General features: G+C 74.9%; 18 protein-coding genes and 1 pseudogene. 2 read left to right on the top strand and 17 right to left on the bottom strand.

What is annotated here, in order from left to right; translation table 11 throughout:
• Positions 1–169: 169 nt before the first annotated feature.
• The gene (locus C7C46_RS19665; RefSeq protein ID WP_110671179.1) at positions 170–1,234 is read left to right on the top strand and encodes an ABC transporter permease; all 1,065 of its coding nucleotides are present in this window, start codon (positions 170–172) and stop codon (positions 1,232–1,234) included.
• Entirely contained in the window at positions 1,231–1,959 is a 729-nt protein-coding gene (locus tag C7C46_RS19660; protein WP_110671178.1) for an ABC transporter ATP-binding protein, read from the top strand. Before C7C46_RS19665 ends, C7C46_RS19660 begins: the two co-directional genes overlap by 4 nt.
• Here the strand turns inward: C7C46_RS19660 and C7C46_RS19655 are convergent.
• From C7C46_RS19655 to C7C46_RS19580, 17 genes and pseudogenes are all read right to left on the bottom strand, one after another.
• A pseudogene (locus tag C7C46_RS19655) lies at positions 1,924–2,516 on the bottom strand (Uma2 family endonuclease). The gene C7C46_RS19660 and the pseudogene C7C46_RS19655 sit on opposite strands and share 36 nt — an antisense overlap.
• Before the next feature lie 76 nt (positions 2,517–2,592).
• Entirely contained in the window at positions 2,593–3,303 is a 711-nt protein-coding gene (locus C7C46_RS19650) for a GntR family transcriptional regulator (protein WP_110671177.1), read from the bottom strand.
• Between the two features lie 115 nt (positions 3,304–3,418).
• Positions 3,419–4,315 carry an ornithine cyclodeaminase family protein gene (locus C7C46_RS19645; RefSeq protein ID WP_110671176.1) on the bottom strand — a complete coding sequence of 299 codons (897 nt, stop codon included), beginning with the start codon at positions 4,313–4,315 and terminating at the stop codon, positions 3,419–3,421.
• The gene (locus C7C46_RS19640) at positions 4,312–5,289 is read right to left on the bottom strand and encodes a proline racemase family protein (protein ID WP_220040652.1); all 978 of its coding nucleotides are present in this window, start codon (positions 5,287–5,289) and stop codon (positions 4,312–4,314) included. The genes C7C46_RS19645 and C7C46_RS19640 overlap by 4 nt, the downstream gene beginning before the upstream one ends.
• Complete coding sequence (locus C7C46_RS19635) at positions 5,286–6,638, bottom strand: aldehyde dehydrogenase family protein (RefSeq protein ID WP_110671175.1); 1,353 nt, start codon at positions 6,636–6,638, stop codon at positions 5,286–5,288. The genes C7C46_RS19640 and C7C46_RS19635 overlap by 4 nt, the downstream gene beginning before the upstream one ends.
• Positions 6,635–7,639 (bottom strand): proline racemase family protein, encoded by a 1,005-nt coding sequence (locus C7C46_RS19630; protein ID WP_110671174.1) that lies wholly within the window; start codon positions 7,637–7,639, stop codon positions 6,635–6,637. The genes C7C46_RS19635 and C7C46_RS19630 overlap by 4 nt, the downstream gene beginning before the upstream one ends.
• Positions 7,640–7,721: 82 nt before the next feature.
• The gene (locus C7C46_RS19625; protein ID WP_110671173.1) at positions 7,722–8,654 is read right to left on the bottom strand and encodes a dihydrodipicolinate synthase family protein; all 933 of its coding nucleotides are present in this window, start codon (positions 8,652–8,654) and stop codon (positions 7,722–7,724) included.
• Between the two features lie 110 nt (positions 8,655–8,764).
• Positions 8,765–10,189 (bottom strand): FAD/NAD(P)-dependent oxidoreductase, encoded by a 1,425-nt coding sequence (locus C7C46_RS19620; RefSeq protein WP_110671172.1) that lies wholly within the window; start codon positions 10,187–10,189, stop codon positions 8,765–8,767.
• Positions 10,170–10,484 (bottom strand): (2Fe-2S)-binding protein, encoded by a 315-nt coding sequence (locus C7C46_RS19615; protein ID WP_110671171.1) that lies wholly within the window; start codon positions 10,482–10,484, stop codon positions 10,170–10,172. Before C7C46_RS19615 ends, C7C46_RS19620 begins: the two co-directional genes overlap by 20 nt.
• 55 nt (positions 10,485–10,539) lie before the next feature.
• The gene (locus C7C46_RS19610) at positions 10,540–11,691 is read right to left on the bottom strand and encodes an NAD(P)/FAD-dependent oxidoreductase (protein WP_110671170.1); all 1,152 of its coding nucleotides are present in this window, start codon (positions 11,689–11,691) and stop codon (positions 10,540–10,542) included.
• Between the two features lie 141 nt (positions 11,692–11,832).
• Positions 11,833–12,783, bottom strand: coding sequence for a twin-arginine translocase subunit TatC (gene tatC / locus C7C46_RS19605; protein ID WP_245984554.1), 951 nt, complete (start codon positions 12,781–12,783; stop codon positions 11,833–11,835).
• A gap of 67 nt (positions 12,784–12,850) precedes the next feature.
• On the bottom strand, positions 12,851–13,120 hold the full coding sequence (locus tag C7C46_RS19600) for a twin-arginine translocase TatA/TatE family subunit (RefSeq protein WP_110671168.1): 270 nt from the start codon (positions 13,118–13,120) through the stop codon (positions 12,851–12,853).
• Positions 13,121–13,245: 125 nt separating this feature from the next.
• Positions 13,246–13,419: a hypothetical protein gene (locus tag C7C46_RS35135; protein WP_181442424.1), complete on the bottom strand. Its 174-nt coding sequence runs from the start codon at positions 13,417–13,419 to the stop codon at positions 13,246–13,248.
• Between the two features lie 9 nt (positions 13,420–13,428).
• On the bottom strand, positions 13,429–13,683 hold the full coding sequence (locus C7C46_RS19595; RefSeq protein WP_110671167.1) for a hypothetical protein: 255 nt from the start codon (positions 13,681–13,683) through the stop codon (positions 13,429–13,431).
• A complete protein-coding gene (locus tag C7C46_RS19590; protein ID WP_110671166.1) occupies positions 13,680–14,633 on the bottom strand; it encodes a helix-turn-helix transcriptional regulator in 954 nt (317 codons plus the stop codon). Before C7C46_RS19590 ends, C7C46_RS19595 begins: the two co-directional genes overlap by 4 nt.
• The gene (locus C7C46_RS19585) at positions 14,630–15,610 is read right to left on the bottom strand and encodes a helix-turn-helix transcriptional regulator (protein ID WP_110671165.1); all 981 of its coding nucleotides are present in this window, start codon (positions 15,608–15,610) and stop codon (positions 14,630–14,632) included. Before C7C46_RS19585 ends, C7C46_RS19590 begins: the two co-directional genes overlap by 4 nt.
• Positions 15,611–15,760: 150 nt before the next feature.
• Complete coding sequence (locus C7C46_RS19580; protein WP_110671164.1) at positions 15,761–16,135, bottom strand: FKBP-type peptidyl-prolyl cis-trans isomerase; 375 nt, start codon at positions 16,133–16,135, stop codon at positions 15,761–15,763.
• Positions 16,136–16,150: the final 15 nt, after the last annotated feature.

The following is a 16,150-nucleotide window of genomic DNA, read 5'->3' as shown; positions in this document are numbered from 1 at the left end:
GGCTGGGCGGACCGGACCCGCCCGCCGCGGCATCAACCGTTCGATGGATTCCCGGCTCCACCGGCGGGCGGGCTGCGAAGCCGCTCCTCTCCCCGATGGAAAGACGCCGGGAAACCGCGACGGTGGAGGGGCACCGCTCAGCCGCCCCCGACCCAGAAGGTACTTCCCCGTGTTCGTCGCTCTGCGGGACATCCGCTTCGCCCGGGGCCGCTTCGCCCTGATGGGCGCGGTGGTCACGATGATCACCACCCTCGTGGTGTTCCTCTACGGACTCACCGGCGGGCTGGCCGCCGCCGCCTCCGCCACCATCGCCGACCTGCCGGCGGACCGGATCGTCTTCGGCGCCCCCGCCGGGGCCGACCCGACCGTCTCGTTCAGCTCCAGCAGCATCTCGCCCGACCAGGCGGGCCGCTGGTCGGCGGCCCCCGGCGTGACGGCCGCGCACCCGCTGGGCCTGTCGATGACCCGGCTGACCGGGGCGGGCGCGGCCACCGCGGTCAGCGTGGTCGGCACCGACCCGGCCCTGCTGCCGCCGCTGGCCGGCGGGCGGGCCCCGCAGGACGGCGAGGTCGCCGTCGGCGCCACCACCGCCGCAAACAACCACCTGTCGGTCGGTCAGCAGGTCCGGATAGGGCCGCGGACGCTGACCGTCTCCGGGATCACCACCGACCGCTCCTACGCCCACGCGCCCACCGTGTGGACCACCGAGAGCACCTGGCAGACCGTCAGCGGCCAGAGCCAGCCCACCGCGCTCGCCCTCGACCTGGCCTCCGGCGCCGGGGCCGGCGCCGTGCCCGGCACCAAGGCGGTCCCGCTCGCCGACGCGCTGGCCGGGATCGACGGGTTCGCCGCCGAGCAGGGCAGCCTGCAGCTGATCCAGGGCTTCCTGTTCGCGGTCAGCGCCCTGGTGGTCGGCGCCTTCTTCACCGTCTGGACGGTGCAGCGCAAGCCCGACATCGCGGTGCTCAAGGCGGTCGGCGCGAGCAGCGCCTACCTGGTGCGCGACGCGCTCGCCCAGGCCGCCGCCGTGCTGCTGGCCGGCGCGCTGCTCGGCGGCGCGGCGGGCGCCGTCGGCGGGGTGATCGCCTCGGGCGGCGTCCCGTTCGAGCTGAGCGCGGCCAGCGTCGCGGTGCCGGTGGCCGTCATGGTGCTGCTCGGCCTGCTCGGCGCCGCCCTCGCGGTGCGCCGCATCACCTCCGTCGACCCGATCACCGCTCTGGGAGCAGCCCGATGACCGCCACCCTGTCCGCCGTCTCCACCCGCACCGGCCTGGCGCTGCGCGAGGTCACCCTGACCTACCCCGACGGCGAGGCGCGGCTCACCGCGCTGGACGAGGTCTCGCTCACCGTTGCCCCCGGCGAGTTCCTGGCGGTGGCCGGCCCGTCCGGCTCCGGCAAGTCCAGCCTGCTGGCGGTCGCGGCCACCCTGCTCACCCCCGACCGGGGGCAGGTGCTGATAGACGGTCAGGACACCGGCGCGCTCAGCCCGCGCGAGCGCACGGCGCTGCGCCGGGAGAAGCTGGGGATCGTCTTCCAGCAGTCCAACCTGCTGGCCTCGCTGACCGCGGTGGAGCAGCTGCTGGTCCTGGCCGACCTGCGCGGCGAGCGCCCGCGCGCGGCGCGGGAGCGGGCCGCGGAGCTGCTCGCCTCGGTCGGCCTGAACGGCCCCAAGCAGCAGCGCCGCCCGCACCAGCTGTCCGGCGGCGAGCGCCAGCGGGTCAACATCGCCCGGGCGCTGTTCGGCAGCCCCTCGGTGCTGCTGGTCGACGAGCCCACCTCGGCGCTGGACCACGAGCGCGGCACCCAGATCGTCGAGCTGCTGGCCGCCGTCACCCGCGACCACGCGACCGCCACCGTGATGGTCACCCACGACCGGGCCCAGCTGGACCGGGTCGACCGGGTGGTGGAGATGGCGGACGGGCGGCTACTTCTCGGGGCCGAGCACGGCGTCGACCTCTAGGGTCACCTCGGCACCGAGGGAGGCGGGGAGGGTGACGGACTCCCCGGGGCGGTGGATGCCGTGCACGCCGTAGTCATCGTCCTGAGGCTCGGTCAGGACGCGGACCAGGCGGTTCTTGCGGTCTACGATGACGTAGACGGGGATATCGGCACCGGCGTAGAGCGCTCGCTTGAGCGAGAGATCGGTGCTGTAGTTGGAGGACGTCACCTCCAAGACCATCCGGAAGACCGCCGGGTCGTAGCTGTTGTTCTTGACCAGGTGGTCCTCGAAATCGGACTCGACCACCACCAGGTCCGGGATTGCGAAGTCCGAAGGACCGCCCGGGAGCCCCCCATGGCCTGGATCACGTTGGTGTCGTCATCGTCCAGGCCGGCTGCCAGGAGAGGCCTCATCAGGCGGGTGAGAGACCGGCCATGGGGCCCGTCGGCGGGGGGCCTCACGGTGATCTGGCTCCCGAGGATCTCGACGCGATGGCCCGGGTACTTGTCCGAGATCTCGTCCGCCATCTCAAGAAGCGTCGGCTCGTGGAGCGGGTGTCCCAAAGCAGCGGCGGACATCGGCAACCTCCGTAAGGGCCAGGTATCGCTCACAGCATGGTAGGCAATCACCGCCGCTTCGCCCGATCGGGTTCGGCTACCGCATCCCCAGCCGCAGCGCCGGCTTCTCGGCCGCCTCCTCCTCGCGGCCCTCGGCCCACAGGGAGCGGATGTGGCCGAGGTGGCGGGCCATGCAGGACTCGGCGGCCTCGGCGTCACCGGTGAGCATCAGGTCGAGCAGTTCCAGGTGCTCCTCGGCGGAGGAGACCAGTTCGCCGCGCTGGTCCAGCCGGGTCAGGCCGTAGAGGCGGGAGCGCTTGCGCAGGTCGCCGACCACCTCGACCAGGCGGGCGTTGCCGGCCAGGGCCAGCAGCGAGAGGTGGAACTGGCGGTCCGCCTCCAGGTAGCCGATCAGGTCGTGCGCCCGGGCGGCGGCCACGATGGCCTCGGCGTCGGGGCGCAGCGCCTCCAGCTGCTCGGCGGTGGCGGTACGGGTGACCCGGCCGACCGTGGGGACCTCGATCAGCGCGCGGATCTCGGTGTAGTCGTCCAGGTCGCGCTCGGTCATCTCGGTGACCCGGAAGCCCTTGTTGCGCACCGCCTCGACCAGGCCCTCGCGGGCCAGGTCGAGCATCGCCTCACGCACCGGGGTGGCCGACACCCCGAAGTCGGCCGCCAGGGCAGGCGCGGAGTAGACCACTCCGGGGCGCAGCTCACCCGAGATCAGCGCGGCCCGCAGGGCGTGCGCGACCTGGTCGCGCAGGCGTTCCTGGACGGAGATGAGGGGGCGGGGCTTCGACTCGGTCACTGGGGTCCTCCGGATGGTGCGGAGGCACCAGCGTACAATGTCACGTTTCTTCAAAAGGTCAGGATCGGTCCATCATGCCGCGTGACGCCTCATCAGGGAACGCCGGGGCCCCGATTCACGCCCCGGCAGCTGCGCGCTCGTGCACCGCCGCGGCCACCGCGAGGTCCTCCCAGGCCATGCCGACGCTCTTGAAGAAGCGCGGCCGGTCCGTCGGCACCGCGGCGGTGCCGGTCACCAGCTCGGCCAGGTTGGCCACCGAGGCCCAGTCGGCGCCGCCCAGCACCAGGTCGCCCGCCTCCCGCCGGGCCACCGCCCGCGCCTCGGTGTAGCAGGCGGACCGCTGGACCAGCACGGTGTCCACCTCGCGCCCGGTCAGCGAGTGCGAGCCGACCGCCGCCACCGCCGCGTGGTCGGCGACCAGCGCCCCGTCGAAGAGCGGCTCGTGCGCCGTAGTGCAGCAGACCACCAGGTCCGCCCCGGCCACCGCGTCCGGACCGCCCTGCTCGGCCGCAAGCCCCAGCGAGGCGGCGAAGGCCAGCAGCTCGGGCACCGGGCGCCGGGCCACCACGGTGACCCGGCGCAGCGGGCGCACCGCGGCCAGTGCGGCCAGGTGCCCGTACGCCTGCGGCCCGGCGCCGAACAGCACCAGGTGCGCGGCGTCCGGGGCGGCGAGCCGGTCCAGCGCGAGGGCGGTCACCGCGGGCGTGCGCAGCGTGGTGAGCGCCATGCCGTCGAGCAGGGCCAGCGGCACCAGGGTGGCCCCGTCCAGCAGCAGGTAGCTGCCGGTGATCCGGGGCAGCCCGCGCCCGGGGTTGGCCGGCGCGACCCCGGCGACCTTGACCCCGGCGTACCGCTCGGTGGCGGCCGGCATCACCAGCAGCTCTCCGGCCGGCACCGGCACCCCCAGCCGGGCCGGACACCCCTCCGGGTCCAGGCCGCCCAGCAGCACCGCCTCGATCGCCGCCGCCGCCTGCCGGGGCGTCAGCTCCACGGCCGGCTCGGGCAGGCTCACAGCAGGAACCCCGTGCCGAGCGCGTCCGCCTCGGCGAGCACGAAGCGGTGCTCGCCGGTGCGGTGCGCCTGGCCGGTGACCTCGGTGACCAGGCCGCCGTCCCGCTCGCCGGTGACCCGGCCGGTGAAGACGGTGCCGATCACCGACTCGTGGAGCAGCTCGCCGCGCCAGCCGTCGGCGGCCAGCAGGGCCAGCCGGGCCGAGGTGCCGGAGCCGCAGGGCGAGCGGTCGATCTGGCCGTCGGCGAAGACGGTGACGTTGCGCTGGCGCCGCTGCCCCTCGGGGCCCGCCGCCAACTCCTGGTGGAAGATCACCCCGTACAGGTCGTGGCTGCCCAGCAGTGCGGCCCGGATCTCGCGGCCGCGGGCGGTCAGTTCGTCCAGGGTGGCCGGCGAGACCTCCGGCACGGCCACCGAGGCGTAGACGGCGCCGGAGTCGGCCAGGTCCACCGCGACCCTCCCGGCCGAGGTGTCGACGCCCACCGCGCGGGCGAGCACCCTGGTCGGGACGTTGCGGAAGGTCACCGCGGTGGTCCGACCGCCCACCCGGTGGACCAGCGCGGTGACCCGGCCGGACGGCACGTCGATCCGCACCTGGGCCGTGCCGTCCTCGGGGGCGGCGACCAGGCCGCTGTCCACGGCCCAGGCGCCGAGCGCGATGGTGCCGTGGCCGCAGGCCGTGGAGTAGCCGTCCTTGTGGAAGAACAGGACGCCCAAGTGGGCCTCGCTGTCGTCCGCCGGCACCACGAAGCCGCCGTACATGCCGGCGTGCCCGCGCGGCTCGCGGGTGAGCAGCTGGCGCACGGTGTCCAGTGCGCTCGGGCGCGGGCTGGTCGCCGTGCCGCCGGCGCCCAGCGCGATGGCCCGCCGCTCGGCGACGGTGTCGCCGGGCACCGGCGGCAGCCCGGCGGGCACGATCCGGAACGGCTCGCCGGCGGTGTGGTAGTCGACGGTGGCGACCTCCAGCACGGTCACCGCGCGCCCCCGCCCGGCAGCAGCGTGACGGTGCGGCTCGCGGTGTAGAACTCCAGCGCCGCCTGCCCCTGCTCGCGGGCACCGAAGGAGGCGGCCTTGGCCCCGCCGAACGGCAGGTGGAAGTCGACCCCGCTGGACGGCGCGTTGATCCGGATCATCCCGGCGGTCAGCCGGTCGGCGGCGGCCAGCGCAGCGTCCAGGTCGCGCGAGTGAACCGAGCAGGCCAGGCTGTGCCGGTTGGCATTGGCCAGCGCGATCGCCTCGTCCAGGTCGGCGGCCGGCAGCAGCACCGCCAGCGGGCCGAAGAACTCCTCGGCCAGCAGCGGGTGGTCGGCGGGCACCTGGTCCAGCACGGTGGGCTCGATGAACCAGCCCTGACGCTGCGGCAGCTGACCGCCCGCCACCAGCTGGGCGCCGCCCGCCAGTGCGGAGTCGATCGCCCCGGCCAGCCGCTCGCGCGCACCCTGGTTGATCACCACCTCGGCCTGCCCGGCCAGCGCCTTGGCCAGCGCCTCGCGCAGCGGCTGGTAGGCCGCTCCCACCGCGATGATCCGGCTGGTCGCGGTGCACTTCTGGCCCGCGTAGCCGGCGACGGCGTAGGCCAGGTGGGCGGCGGCCTGCTCGATGTCGGCGTCGGGGAGCACCAGGGCGGCGTTCACCCCGCCCATCTCGGCCTGCACCGGGACGCCGCGGGCCGCGCAGGCCCGCACCACCGCGCCGCCGGTGGCGGTGGAGCCGGTGAAGGAGACCACGTCGGCGCCGTCCAGCAGCGCCGTCCCCTCCTCGGCGGCCCCGGGCACCACCTCCAGGACGCCCTCGGGCAGCGCCAGCAGCTCGGCCAGCCGCAGCGCGCAGGCGGTCGCCTCGGGGGCCGGCTTGAGCACCGCGGTGTTGCCGGTGGCCAGCGCCGGGGCGAGCTTCCAGACCGGGATGGCCAGCGGGAAGTTCCACGGGGTGATCAGCCCGGCCACCCCGTGCGGGCGGCGGCGGGTGAGCAGCAGGCCCGCGCCGGCGGCCGGCTCGTGCACCGCCCCGGTGGGCGCGTAGGGGGCCTGGGCGTAGTAGCGCAGGATCGCCACCGTGCGGGCCAGCTCGCCGGCCGCCTCGCCGCGCGGCTTGCCGACCTCGCGCTCGACGAGCGCGGTCAGCTCCTCGGCGGCGCCCTCCACGGCGGCCGCCGCCCGGGTCAGCGCGGCCGAGCGGGCGCCGGCCCCGGCCGCCAGCCAGCCCGGCTGGGCGGCCCGGGCGCGCTCGACGGCGGCCGCCGTCCCCTCGGCGCCGGCGGTCTCCAGCTGGACCACCAGGTCGGCGGGGTCGGCGGGGTTGTACGAGCTCAGGGTGGTGCTCACAGCAGGAAGCCTCCGGGGAAGGGGTCCGTCGGGTCGAGGAAGTACTGGGCGGTGCCGGTGACCCAGGCCCGGCCGGTGACGGTGGGCACCACGGCGGGCAGCCCGGCCACCTCGGTCTGCTCGACCAGGCGGCCGGTGAAGGTGGTGCCGATGAAGGAGTCGTTGCGGAAGTCCTGGCCGATCGCCAGCTCGCCACGGGCGTGCAGCTGGGCCATCCGGGCCGAGGTGCCGGTGCCGCAGGGCGAGCGGTCGAACCAGCCCGGGTGGATCGCCATCGCGTGCCGCGAGTGGACGGCGTCGGAGCCGGGGGCGGCCAGGTAGACGTGGTGCACGCTGTGGAAGGACGGTTCCACCGGGTGCACCGGGCGCTGTTCGCCCGCGTTGATCGCGTCCATCAGGGCCAGCCCGGCGGCCAGGATGTCCTGCTTGCGCTCGCGCTCGAACGGCAGGCCGAACTCGGCCAGCGGCAGGATCGCGTAGAAGTTGCCGCCGAAGGCCAGGTCGTAGCTGACGGTGCCCCAGCCGGGGACCTCGACCTTGCGGTCCAGGGCCACCGAGTAGGAGGCCACGTTGCGGATGGTGACGGCGGTGGCGGCGCCGTTCTCCACCCGCACCTCGGCCACCACCAGGCCGGCCGGGGTGTCCAGGCGCACCGTGGTGACCGGCTCGACGACCGGGACCATGCCGGTCTCCACCAGCACGGTGGCCACCCCGATGGTGCCGTGGCCGCACATCGGCAGCAGCCCGGAGACCTCGATGAACAGCACCCCGAAGTCGGCGTCGGGCCGGGTCGGCGGCTGCAGGACCGCCCCGCTCATCGAGGCGTGGCCGCGCGGCTCGTACATCAGCAGGGTCCGGAAGTGGTCCAGGTGCAGCTGGAAGTGGACCCGGCGCTCGGCCATGGTGGCCCCGGGGACGACGCCGAACCCGCCGGTGATCACCCGGGTGGGCATGCCCTCGGTGTGCGAGTCGACGGCGTGGAAGACGTGGCGGGTGCGCATCGGTGACCCTTCGTCAACTGGTGGATGGACGGGTACGGGCCGGGGGGCCGCCGCGCGAGGGGGGCGGCGGACCCCCGGGCGCTCAGCTCAGGCCCTCGGCCAGCGCCTTCTCGGTGGCGGCCCGCACGGCCGCCTCGATCTCGGGCGACAGCGGCCGGCGCGGCGGGCGCACCGGGCCGCCGGGGATCCCGGCGATGTCCTGGGAGAGCTTGATCGCCTGGACGAACTCGGTCTTGGAGTCCCAGCGCAGCAGCGAGTGCAGCGCCTTGTACAGCGGCAGCGCGGTGTCCAGGTCCTGCGCCACGGCAGCCTTGTAGAGCGCGACCGAGGCCTCGGGCAGCGCGTTGGGGTAGCCGGCGATCCAGCCGACCGCACCGGCCAGGGCCAGCTCCAGCAGCACGTCGTCGGCGCCGATCAGCAGGTCCAGGCCCGGGGCCAGCTCCGCGATCTCGTAGGCCCGGCGGACGTCGCCGCTGAACTCCTTGACGGCCACGATCGAGCCCGCGGCGTGCAGCTCGGCCAGCAGCGCGGGGACCAGGTCGACCTTGGTGTCGATCGGGTTGTTGTACGCCACGATCGGCAGGCCGGCCTTGGCGACCTCGGCGTAGTGGGCGCGCACCGAGTCGGCGTCGGCGCGATAGGCGTTGGGCGGCAGCAGCAGCACCGAGCCGGCCCCGGCCTCGGCGGCCTGGTCGGCCCAGCGGCGCGACTCGGCACTGCCGTAGGCGGCCACGCCCGGCATCACCCGGGAGCCGTCGCCGGCGGCCTCGACGGCCACCTCGACGACCTTGGCGCGCTCCTCGGCGGTGAGGGTCTGGTACTCGCCCAGCGAGCCGTTGGGGACCACGCCGTCGCAGCCGGCGTCGATCAGCCGGCGCACGTGCTCGGCGTAGGCGTCGTAGTCGACCGAGAAGTCCTCACGCAGCGGCAGCGTGGTGGCGACCATGATGCCGCGCCAGGGGTGGGTGCGGTTCTGCTGGGTCACGGTTCGTCTCTCCTTTATGAGGTGTGACATTTTATAGGTAGCCCCAGTGGCGGCACAAGGGCATGAGCACACCAGCCCTGGTACCGCCCACAGGTTCAGTCGGTCGGCGGGCCGGCATCGGCCGGTCCCGCCGCCGGGCCTCAGTCGGTCGGCAGCTCGGCCAGCCGGCCCAGCGGGACCGGGCAGGAGAACGGGCGCCGGTCGGGCGCGGGCGCGTCCTGGCCGGCCAGGCAGGCCACCGCCGCCCCGCACATCCGGCCCTGGCACCAGCCCATGCCGGCCCGGGTGAGCAGCTTGACGGTGCGCGCGTCGCTCGCGCCGAGCTCGTGGACCGCCTCGGTGATCCGCTCGGCGGGCACCTCCTCGCAGCGGCACACCTCGGTGTCGGGCCGCAGCCAGTCGCTCCAGCCGGCGCCGGGCCGGTGCGCGGCGGCCATCAGCTCGGCGAAGGCCCGCAGTCGGCGGCGCCGGCCCAGCAGCCCGGCCGGTACCCGGTCCGCCCCGGCGATCGCCAGGGCCGCCAACTCGCCTTCGGCCAGAGCCAGTTCGGCCCCGCCCACCCCGCAGGCCTCGCCCGCCGCCCAGAGCCCGTCGACCGTGGTGCGCTGGCGCCGGTCCACCACCAGGGCGAGCGTGCCGTCGGGCACGTGGCGGGTGTCCGCGCCCAGCTCGACGGCCAGCTCCAGCTGCGGGACCAGGCCGTGGCCGACCGCCAACGCGTCGCAGGCGATCCGCCACTCGGTGCCGGGCACCGGGCGCCAGTCGGCGTCCAGGCGGGCCAGGGTCACGCCGGTGACCCTCCCCCAGCCTCCGGCCGGGGGGACCCCCATGGTGCCGTGCGCCTCGACCACGGCACTGGACCGGTGCAGCCGTACCGCATGGCGGGCCAGCGCGGCGCCGTGCGTAACGCCCTCCCGGAGCTTGCCGGGCACCTGCGCCAGCACGCCGGGCCGACGGGCGTAGCCGAGGTAGTTCCCGGCCTCCACGACGGCCGGCACCCTGGCCCCGGCGGCGGTCAGCGAGGCGGCCGCGGCCAGCAGCAGCGGGCCGCTGCCGGCCACCACCACCCGTTTGCCGGGCAGCACCAGGCCGGCCTTGAGCATCGCCTGGGCGCCGCCGGCGGTGACCACCCCGGGCAGCGTCCAGCCGGGGAAGGGCAGTTGGCGCTCGTGGGCGCCGGTGGCCAGCAGCACCGCGTCGGCCCGCACGGCGGCCGTGCCCGAGCCGTCCGCGCCGGTGACGGCGTGCAGCCGCCACGGCTCGGCCCGCTCCAGCAGGGTGACGTGATGGTGCGCCAGGTAGCTGATGCGTCCGGCCGCCCGGTGCCGGTCCAGTCGCCGCACCAGGTCGGTGAAGGTCGACCAGTGGTGGTGCAGGCGGTCCGGGCGCCGGGCGCCGAGCTCCTCGGCGGGGTGGCGGTAGTACTGGCCGCCCGGCCGGGCGCCGGCGTCCAGCAGCACGCAGCGCAGCCCCCGGTCGGCGGCGGCCACCGCCCCGGCCAGGCCGGCCGGGCCGGCGCCGATCACGGCCAGCTGGTAGTCGGGCTCAGACGGCGAGGTCGGCACGGCCGTTGCCCTCCTGGGTGGTCACCCGGGTGCCGGGCAGCGCCGGCACCAGGCAGGTGCGCTGGTTCGGGCGGCCGTCGACGGTGGCCAGGCAGTCGTAGCAGGCGCCGATGCCGCAGAACGCGCCGCGCGGGCGGCCGTCCACCCGGGTGGTGCGCCAGGCCAGGATGCCGTGCGACCAGAGCACGGCGGCGATGCTCCGACCGGGCAGCGCGGTCAGGGCACGGCCGTCGAACTCGATGGTGTGGGCCGGCCCTGGCGAGGCTTCGGCCAGCGCGGCGGGGGTTCGGCGCATGGGGCGGTGTCCTTTGTCGGTGAGCCGTGCTCAGCGGCTTCTCGGTGGGCCGTGGTCAGTGGGCGGTGAAGCGGTCCGGGGCGAAGGGGGCGAGGTCGTACCGGAGCGCGCCGGTCAGCTGCTGGGCGATCAGCTGTCCGGTGGCCGGGGCCAGCCCGATGCCCGCGCCCTCGTGCCCGCAGGCCTGGTACAGGCCCGGCGCGCGCGGGTCGGCGCCGATCGCCGGCAGGTGGTCCGGCAGGTAGGGACGAAAGCCCCGGTAGGTGCGGATCACCCGCACCTGCGCCAGCACCGGGAAGAGCCGGGCGGCCTGCGCGGCCAGCAGGCGCACCGCCTCGGTGGACAGGGTGCGGTCGAAGCCGACCCGCTCGCGGGTCGCACCGATCAGCACCGGGCCAGAGGGGGTGCCCTCCACCACGGCGGAGCTCTGCAGTGCGGCCGAGCCGCTGGCCACGTCGGCCACGTAGTCGGCGGCGTACACCTTGTGCCGCACCACGCGCGGCAGCGGCTCGGTGACCAGTACGAACCCGCGCCGGGGCAGCACCGGCAGGTGGGCGCCGGCCATCGCGGCGATCTCACCGCCCCAGGTGCCGGCGGCGTTGACCACGGCGCCGGCCGCCAGCTCGCGGCGGGCGGTGCGCACGCCGGTGATCCGGCCGTCGGCGCCGGTGCGCAGCGCCTCGACGGCCTCGCCCAGGTGCAGCACGGCGCCCGCCCTGCGCGCGGCGCGCAGCAGGTGAGCGGCGGCCAGCGCCGGCTGCACCTGGGAGTCCTCGGGGTAGTGGAAGCCGCCCGCCAGCTCAGGGTCGAGGTGCGGCTCCAGGCCGGCCAGCTGGTCGGCGGCCACCGCCTCGGCCCGCACGCCGGCGCCCCGCTGCCTGTCGGCGAAGGAGGCCAGCGCCGCCAGCCCGGCCGGCTCCCCCGCCACCACCAGGCCCCCCTTGGCCTCGTACTCGACGGCGGCCGGCAGCTCCTCGGCGAGCTCGCGCCAGAGCCGGTTGGACAGCTGCGCGAGTTCGAGCTCGGGTCCGGGCGCCTTGTCGGAGACGAGCAGGTTGCCCTCCCCCGCGCCGGTGGTCCCGCCGGCCACCGGGCCGCGGTCCAGCACGGCGACGGTCAGCCCGGCCCGGGCGGCGTAGAACGCGCAGGCGGCACCGACCACGCCGGCGCCGATCACCACCACATCGTGGGTTGGTCTCGTGAGCACGGCAGTAATATGTCACATTGCCAGACGTTCGCCAAGCCACTTGACCGCGTACCCGCGAAGTCCGCCGGGCCCGAGCTGCGGAAACGGAACGCCCCGGTCCGGGGGAAGTCGGACCGGGGCGTTTCGCGGGGTGGATCGGACTCAGGTGATGTCGTCGTCCACCTGCTCGGCGCGCGCGGACGGGACCGAGGCGCGCGGGGTGGGCGAGGCCACCGCCGGGCCGGAGGCGGCCACCGACTCGGCGCCCTCGACCGCGTCCACCGACAGGTCCACGTGCGAGGCTTCCTCGTCGTCCAGGTCCGCGTCGGGGTTGTTGCGGCGCCGGCGCCGGTCGTTCAGCTGCGCGACGCCGACCGCCACGAAGTACAGCAGCCAGATCGGCGCGGCCAGCGCCAGCATGCTGATCGGGTCGGCGCTGGGGGTGGCCACCGCCGCGAAGACGGTGATGCCCATGACCATGCCGCGCCACCAGCCCGCCATCCGCTTGGCCGAGAGCACTCCGCCGAAGTTGAGCATCACCAGCAGCAGCGGGAACTCGAAGGCCAGGCCGAAGACCAGCAGCATCCGGGTGGCGATGTTCAGGTAGCCGTCCACCGGCAGGATCTGCTGGGCGCCGATCGGGGTGAACGAGCCCAGCACCTCGATGGTGGTGGGCATCAGCAGGTAGGCGCAGGTGACGCCGGCCAGGAACAGCGGGGTGCCCGCGGTCAGGAAGGCCAGCGAGTAGCGCCGCTCGTGCTTGTGCAGGCCCGGCGAGATGAAGGCCCACAGCTGGTACAGCCAGATCGGGACGGCCGCCACCAGGCCCGCGGTGAGGCAGACCTTCAGGGTGAGGCTGAACGGCTGGGTGACACCGATGACCGCGATCTGGGCGCAGTGCTTGACCCCGGCGGGGGGCTGGCCGTTCGCCGCGCAGGCCGGCAGCGGGGTCATCAGGAAGTGCAGCAGCTTGTCCTTGAAGAACGCCGCCGCGATCGTGCAGACCACGATCGCCAGCACCGACTTGACCAGCCGGTTGCGCAGCTCGCGCAGGTGATCACCGAGGGACATCCGTCCGTCGGGGCTCTTCGGCGGTTTGGAAGACTTGCTCAACCCCGGTCCTCTGGGTAACTCGTGCGACGTGCCCGCCGGACGGCGGCCACGGGGCGGTGCGGCCGCGCTACTGCACGCGGTCGCGGTGCTGCTCGGCGCCAGGCCGCGCGGTGGAGGCATCACCGGGGGCGGCCTTGATCAGCGGCGTCGAGTCCGTCAGGGCCGAGTTCGCCGGCCCCTGGTACTCCTCCGCGAACTCCTTCTTGAGCGCGGTCGTCTCGCTCTTGAGGATCCGCATCGACCGGCCGAAGGCGCGGGCCAGGTCGGGCAGCCGCTTCCCGCCGTAGAACACCGCCGCCATGGCGATGATCAGCACGACGGCCAGGACCTTGCCCATGGACTGCCACCTTTCGGGTACGGGGCCGGGGGCACCACGATCAGAGCCTAACCCCCGCGATCAGCGCCGAGCAGGCCGCGGGGCCTCACAGACCGGTGAAGATTGGGCGGCCGTCACCTGGCGGATCACTCGGACGAGGGCGGCACCAACTGCTCGCCGGCCGCGGCCAGCGCCCGGGCGGCCCCGTCCACCTGCACGGCCAGCGCCCGCACGTCCACCCACAGCCGCACCACCAGCACCCCGAGCACCAGCAGCCCGGCGGTGGCCAGGCCGACCGCCGCCATCAGCGTCCACGGCATCGCTCGCTCCTACCCCTCGATCGCCACGAGCCGGATGGTCGACACCCCGGCCCCGGTCAGCGCCGCCACGATCTTCTCCCCGGCGGGCTTGCGCACCGCCGCCCCGCACTCGGGGCAGGTGAAGCTGTAGAAGGTGCGCTCCCTGGTCCGCCCCAGCGCCAGCCGGAAGGCCGCCACCGGCAGCTCCACCTTCTCCCGGCACTGCGAGCAGTAGACCTTGAACCGGGTGGCACCCGGTGCGCCTCCCCGTTCCTGCTCGGTCACTCGGCGTCCCCGTAGGCGGCCAGCGCCGCCAGCGCGGACTGCCGGGCCTGCTCGGCCACCGGCGCGGGGGCGGTGATCCGCCCGTCGCGGCCCAGCCGCAGCGCCAGCGTGCGCAGCGAGGACGGGTCGGAGCTGCGCAGCGTGATCCGCAGGCCGCCGTCGGGCATCTCCTCGGCCAGGTCGTGGGTGTAGTACTCGGCCACCCAGCGCCCGCCCGGGCCCACCTCGACCACCACCTCGGGGTCGTCGGCCCCCGGGTTGACCAGCCCCTGGGACAGGTCGCGCGGCTCCAGCCGCGGCGGGTCGGCCGGCTCGTCCAGCACCTTGATCTCGGCCACCCGGTCCAGCCGGAACAGCCGGCGGTCCTCCGAGGTGCGGCACCAGCCGTCCAGGTAGGTGTGGCCCTCGGTGAGCAGCCGGATCGGGTCCACCTCGCGCTCGGTCATGCCGCCGCGCCCGTGCGAGTAGTAGCGCAACCAGATCCGCCGGCCCTCGCTGAGCGCCCGGTCGATGTCGGCGAAGACCTGGCCCTCGCCCTCGAAGGTCACCCCGACCCGGGCACTGCCCTCGGCGCTCTCCCCCGCCGCGTTCTCGATCTTGGCCACCGCCCGGGTCAGCGCCTGCCGGTCCCGCTCGCGCAGGCCCGGCAGCGTGGCCACCGCGCGGGCGGCCACCAGCAGCGCGGTGGCCTCGTCGGCGGCCAGCCGCAGCGGCTGGGCGACGTCGTCCACGTTGTGCCACCAGATCCGCTCGCCGTCGGTGTCGATGTCGAGCAGGTCGCCGCCGCGGAAGCTGGTGCCGCACATCGGCAGCACGTTCAGGTCGGCGATCAGCTCGCGCTCGCTGATGCCGAAGGCGCGGGCCACCTCCGCCACCTCGGCGCCGGGCCGCTCGCGCAGGTAGGTGACCAGCGACAGCATCCGCCGGGTCTGGTCGATCGCGTTGCTCATGCCGCCGCCCCCTGGTCCGCGAGACCGGCCACCGCGCGCAGCCGCCCGATCAGTTCGGCGCGCAGCTCCTGCGGCGCCAGCACCACCACGTCCGGACCGTACTCGGCCAGCTCCGCGTCCAGGCCGAAGCCGTACGGGATGGTCAGTTCGTCCCAGTCGGCGTCCAGCTGAGCCACCGTCACCGCCTTGGCCCGCAGCGGGTAGGCGCTGTCCCGGCGCAGCCGCACGGTCGCGGTCGCGGTCGCCCCCTCGCCGGCGAACCGGGCCACGGTGGCCCGCACGTCCACGTGCTCGGGCACCGGCGCGGTGAACGCGCCCTGGCGCGAGCGCACCTTGCCGGCGATCCGGCTCAGCCGGAACACCCGGGAGGCGCCGCGGTCACGGTCCCAGCCCGCCAGGTACCAGTGGCCGCGCCAGCACTCCAGCGCCCACGGCTCCACCGAGCGCGCCGAGGTCTCGGCCGCCCCCGCCTTGCGGTACTCGAAGCTGACCGGGCGCCGGTCGCGCGCGGCCAGCAGCAGCGGCTCGAACGCCGCCTCGCGCACCGGGATGTAGGGCTCCAGCGCGGTGCCGGGCGCCCCCTCGCTGAACGGCACGCCGGCCGCCCGCAGCTTCTGCAGCGCGCCGCTGGCCGCCCCCGACAGCCGGGCCTGCTGCCACACCTTGGCCGCCAGGCTCAGCGCGGCCGCCTCCTCGGCGTCCAGCGCGATCTCCGGCAGCCGGTTGCGGTCCGGGCGGGCCAGGTAGCCGGCCTCGCCGTCCAGGGTGTTCTCGTCGACGTCGATCACCAGGCCCAGCTCGCGCAGGTCGTCCTTGTCCCGCTCGAACATCCGGTTGAAGGCGTCCTCGCTGCCGTTGGCCCAGGCCTCCCGGTACGCCTCGACGGACTCCCGCAGCTCGCGCTTGGAGAGCGGACGTCTGGTGTTCATCAGGCACAGGGCGAGATTCATCAGCCGCTCCGCCTTGGCGATCGCCATCGCTGACCCTTCCGTGACCCGCTTCGTCACCCCACCCCGGGGGACCTGGCGCCTTGACCGTACCGGTAGCGGGACCTGCGGCGAAAGCCGAGGCGGCCGCACCCGGGAGCACCGGGCGCGGCCGCAGCGCGCTGTCCTGCCGACGACTGGTCAGACGCCGATCAGGTCGACCACGAAGATCAGCGTCGAGCCCGCCGGGATGGCCGGGGTCGGCGACTGGTTGCCGTAGCCCAGGTGCGGCGGGATGACCAGCTTGCGGCGGCCGCCGACCTTCATGCCGGCCACGCCCTGGTCCCAGCCCTTGATGACCCGGCCGCCGCCGAGCGGGAACTTGAAGGTCGAGCCGCGGTTCCAGCTCGCGTCGAACTCCTCGCCCGTCTCGAAGGTGACACCCACGTAGTGGACCTCGACGACCTGGCCCGGCTTGGCCTCCTCGCCGGTGCCGACCTCGAGGTCGGTGATCTCCAGCTCCGCCGGGGCCTTGCCCTCGGGGAAGTCGATCTCCGGCTTCGTCTTCTGGCTCACAACTGCCTCATCTCA

Source organism: Streptomyces tateyamensis, from assembly GCF_003205575.1.
GTDB lineage: Bacteria > Actinomycetota > Actinomycetes > Streptomycetales > Streptomycetaceae > Kitasatospora > Kitasatospora tateyamensis.
Note: the sequence above shows the minus strand (reverse complement) of the source record. Positions and strands in the feature narration are given on the sequence as shown.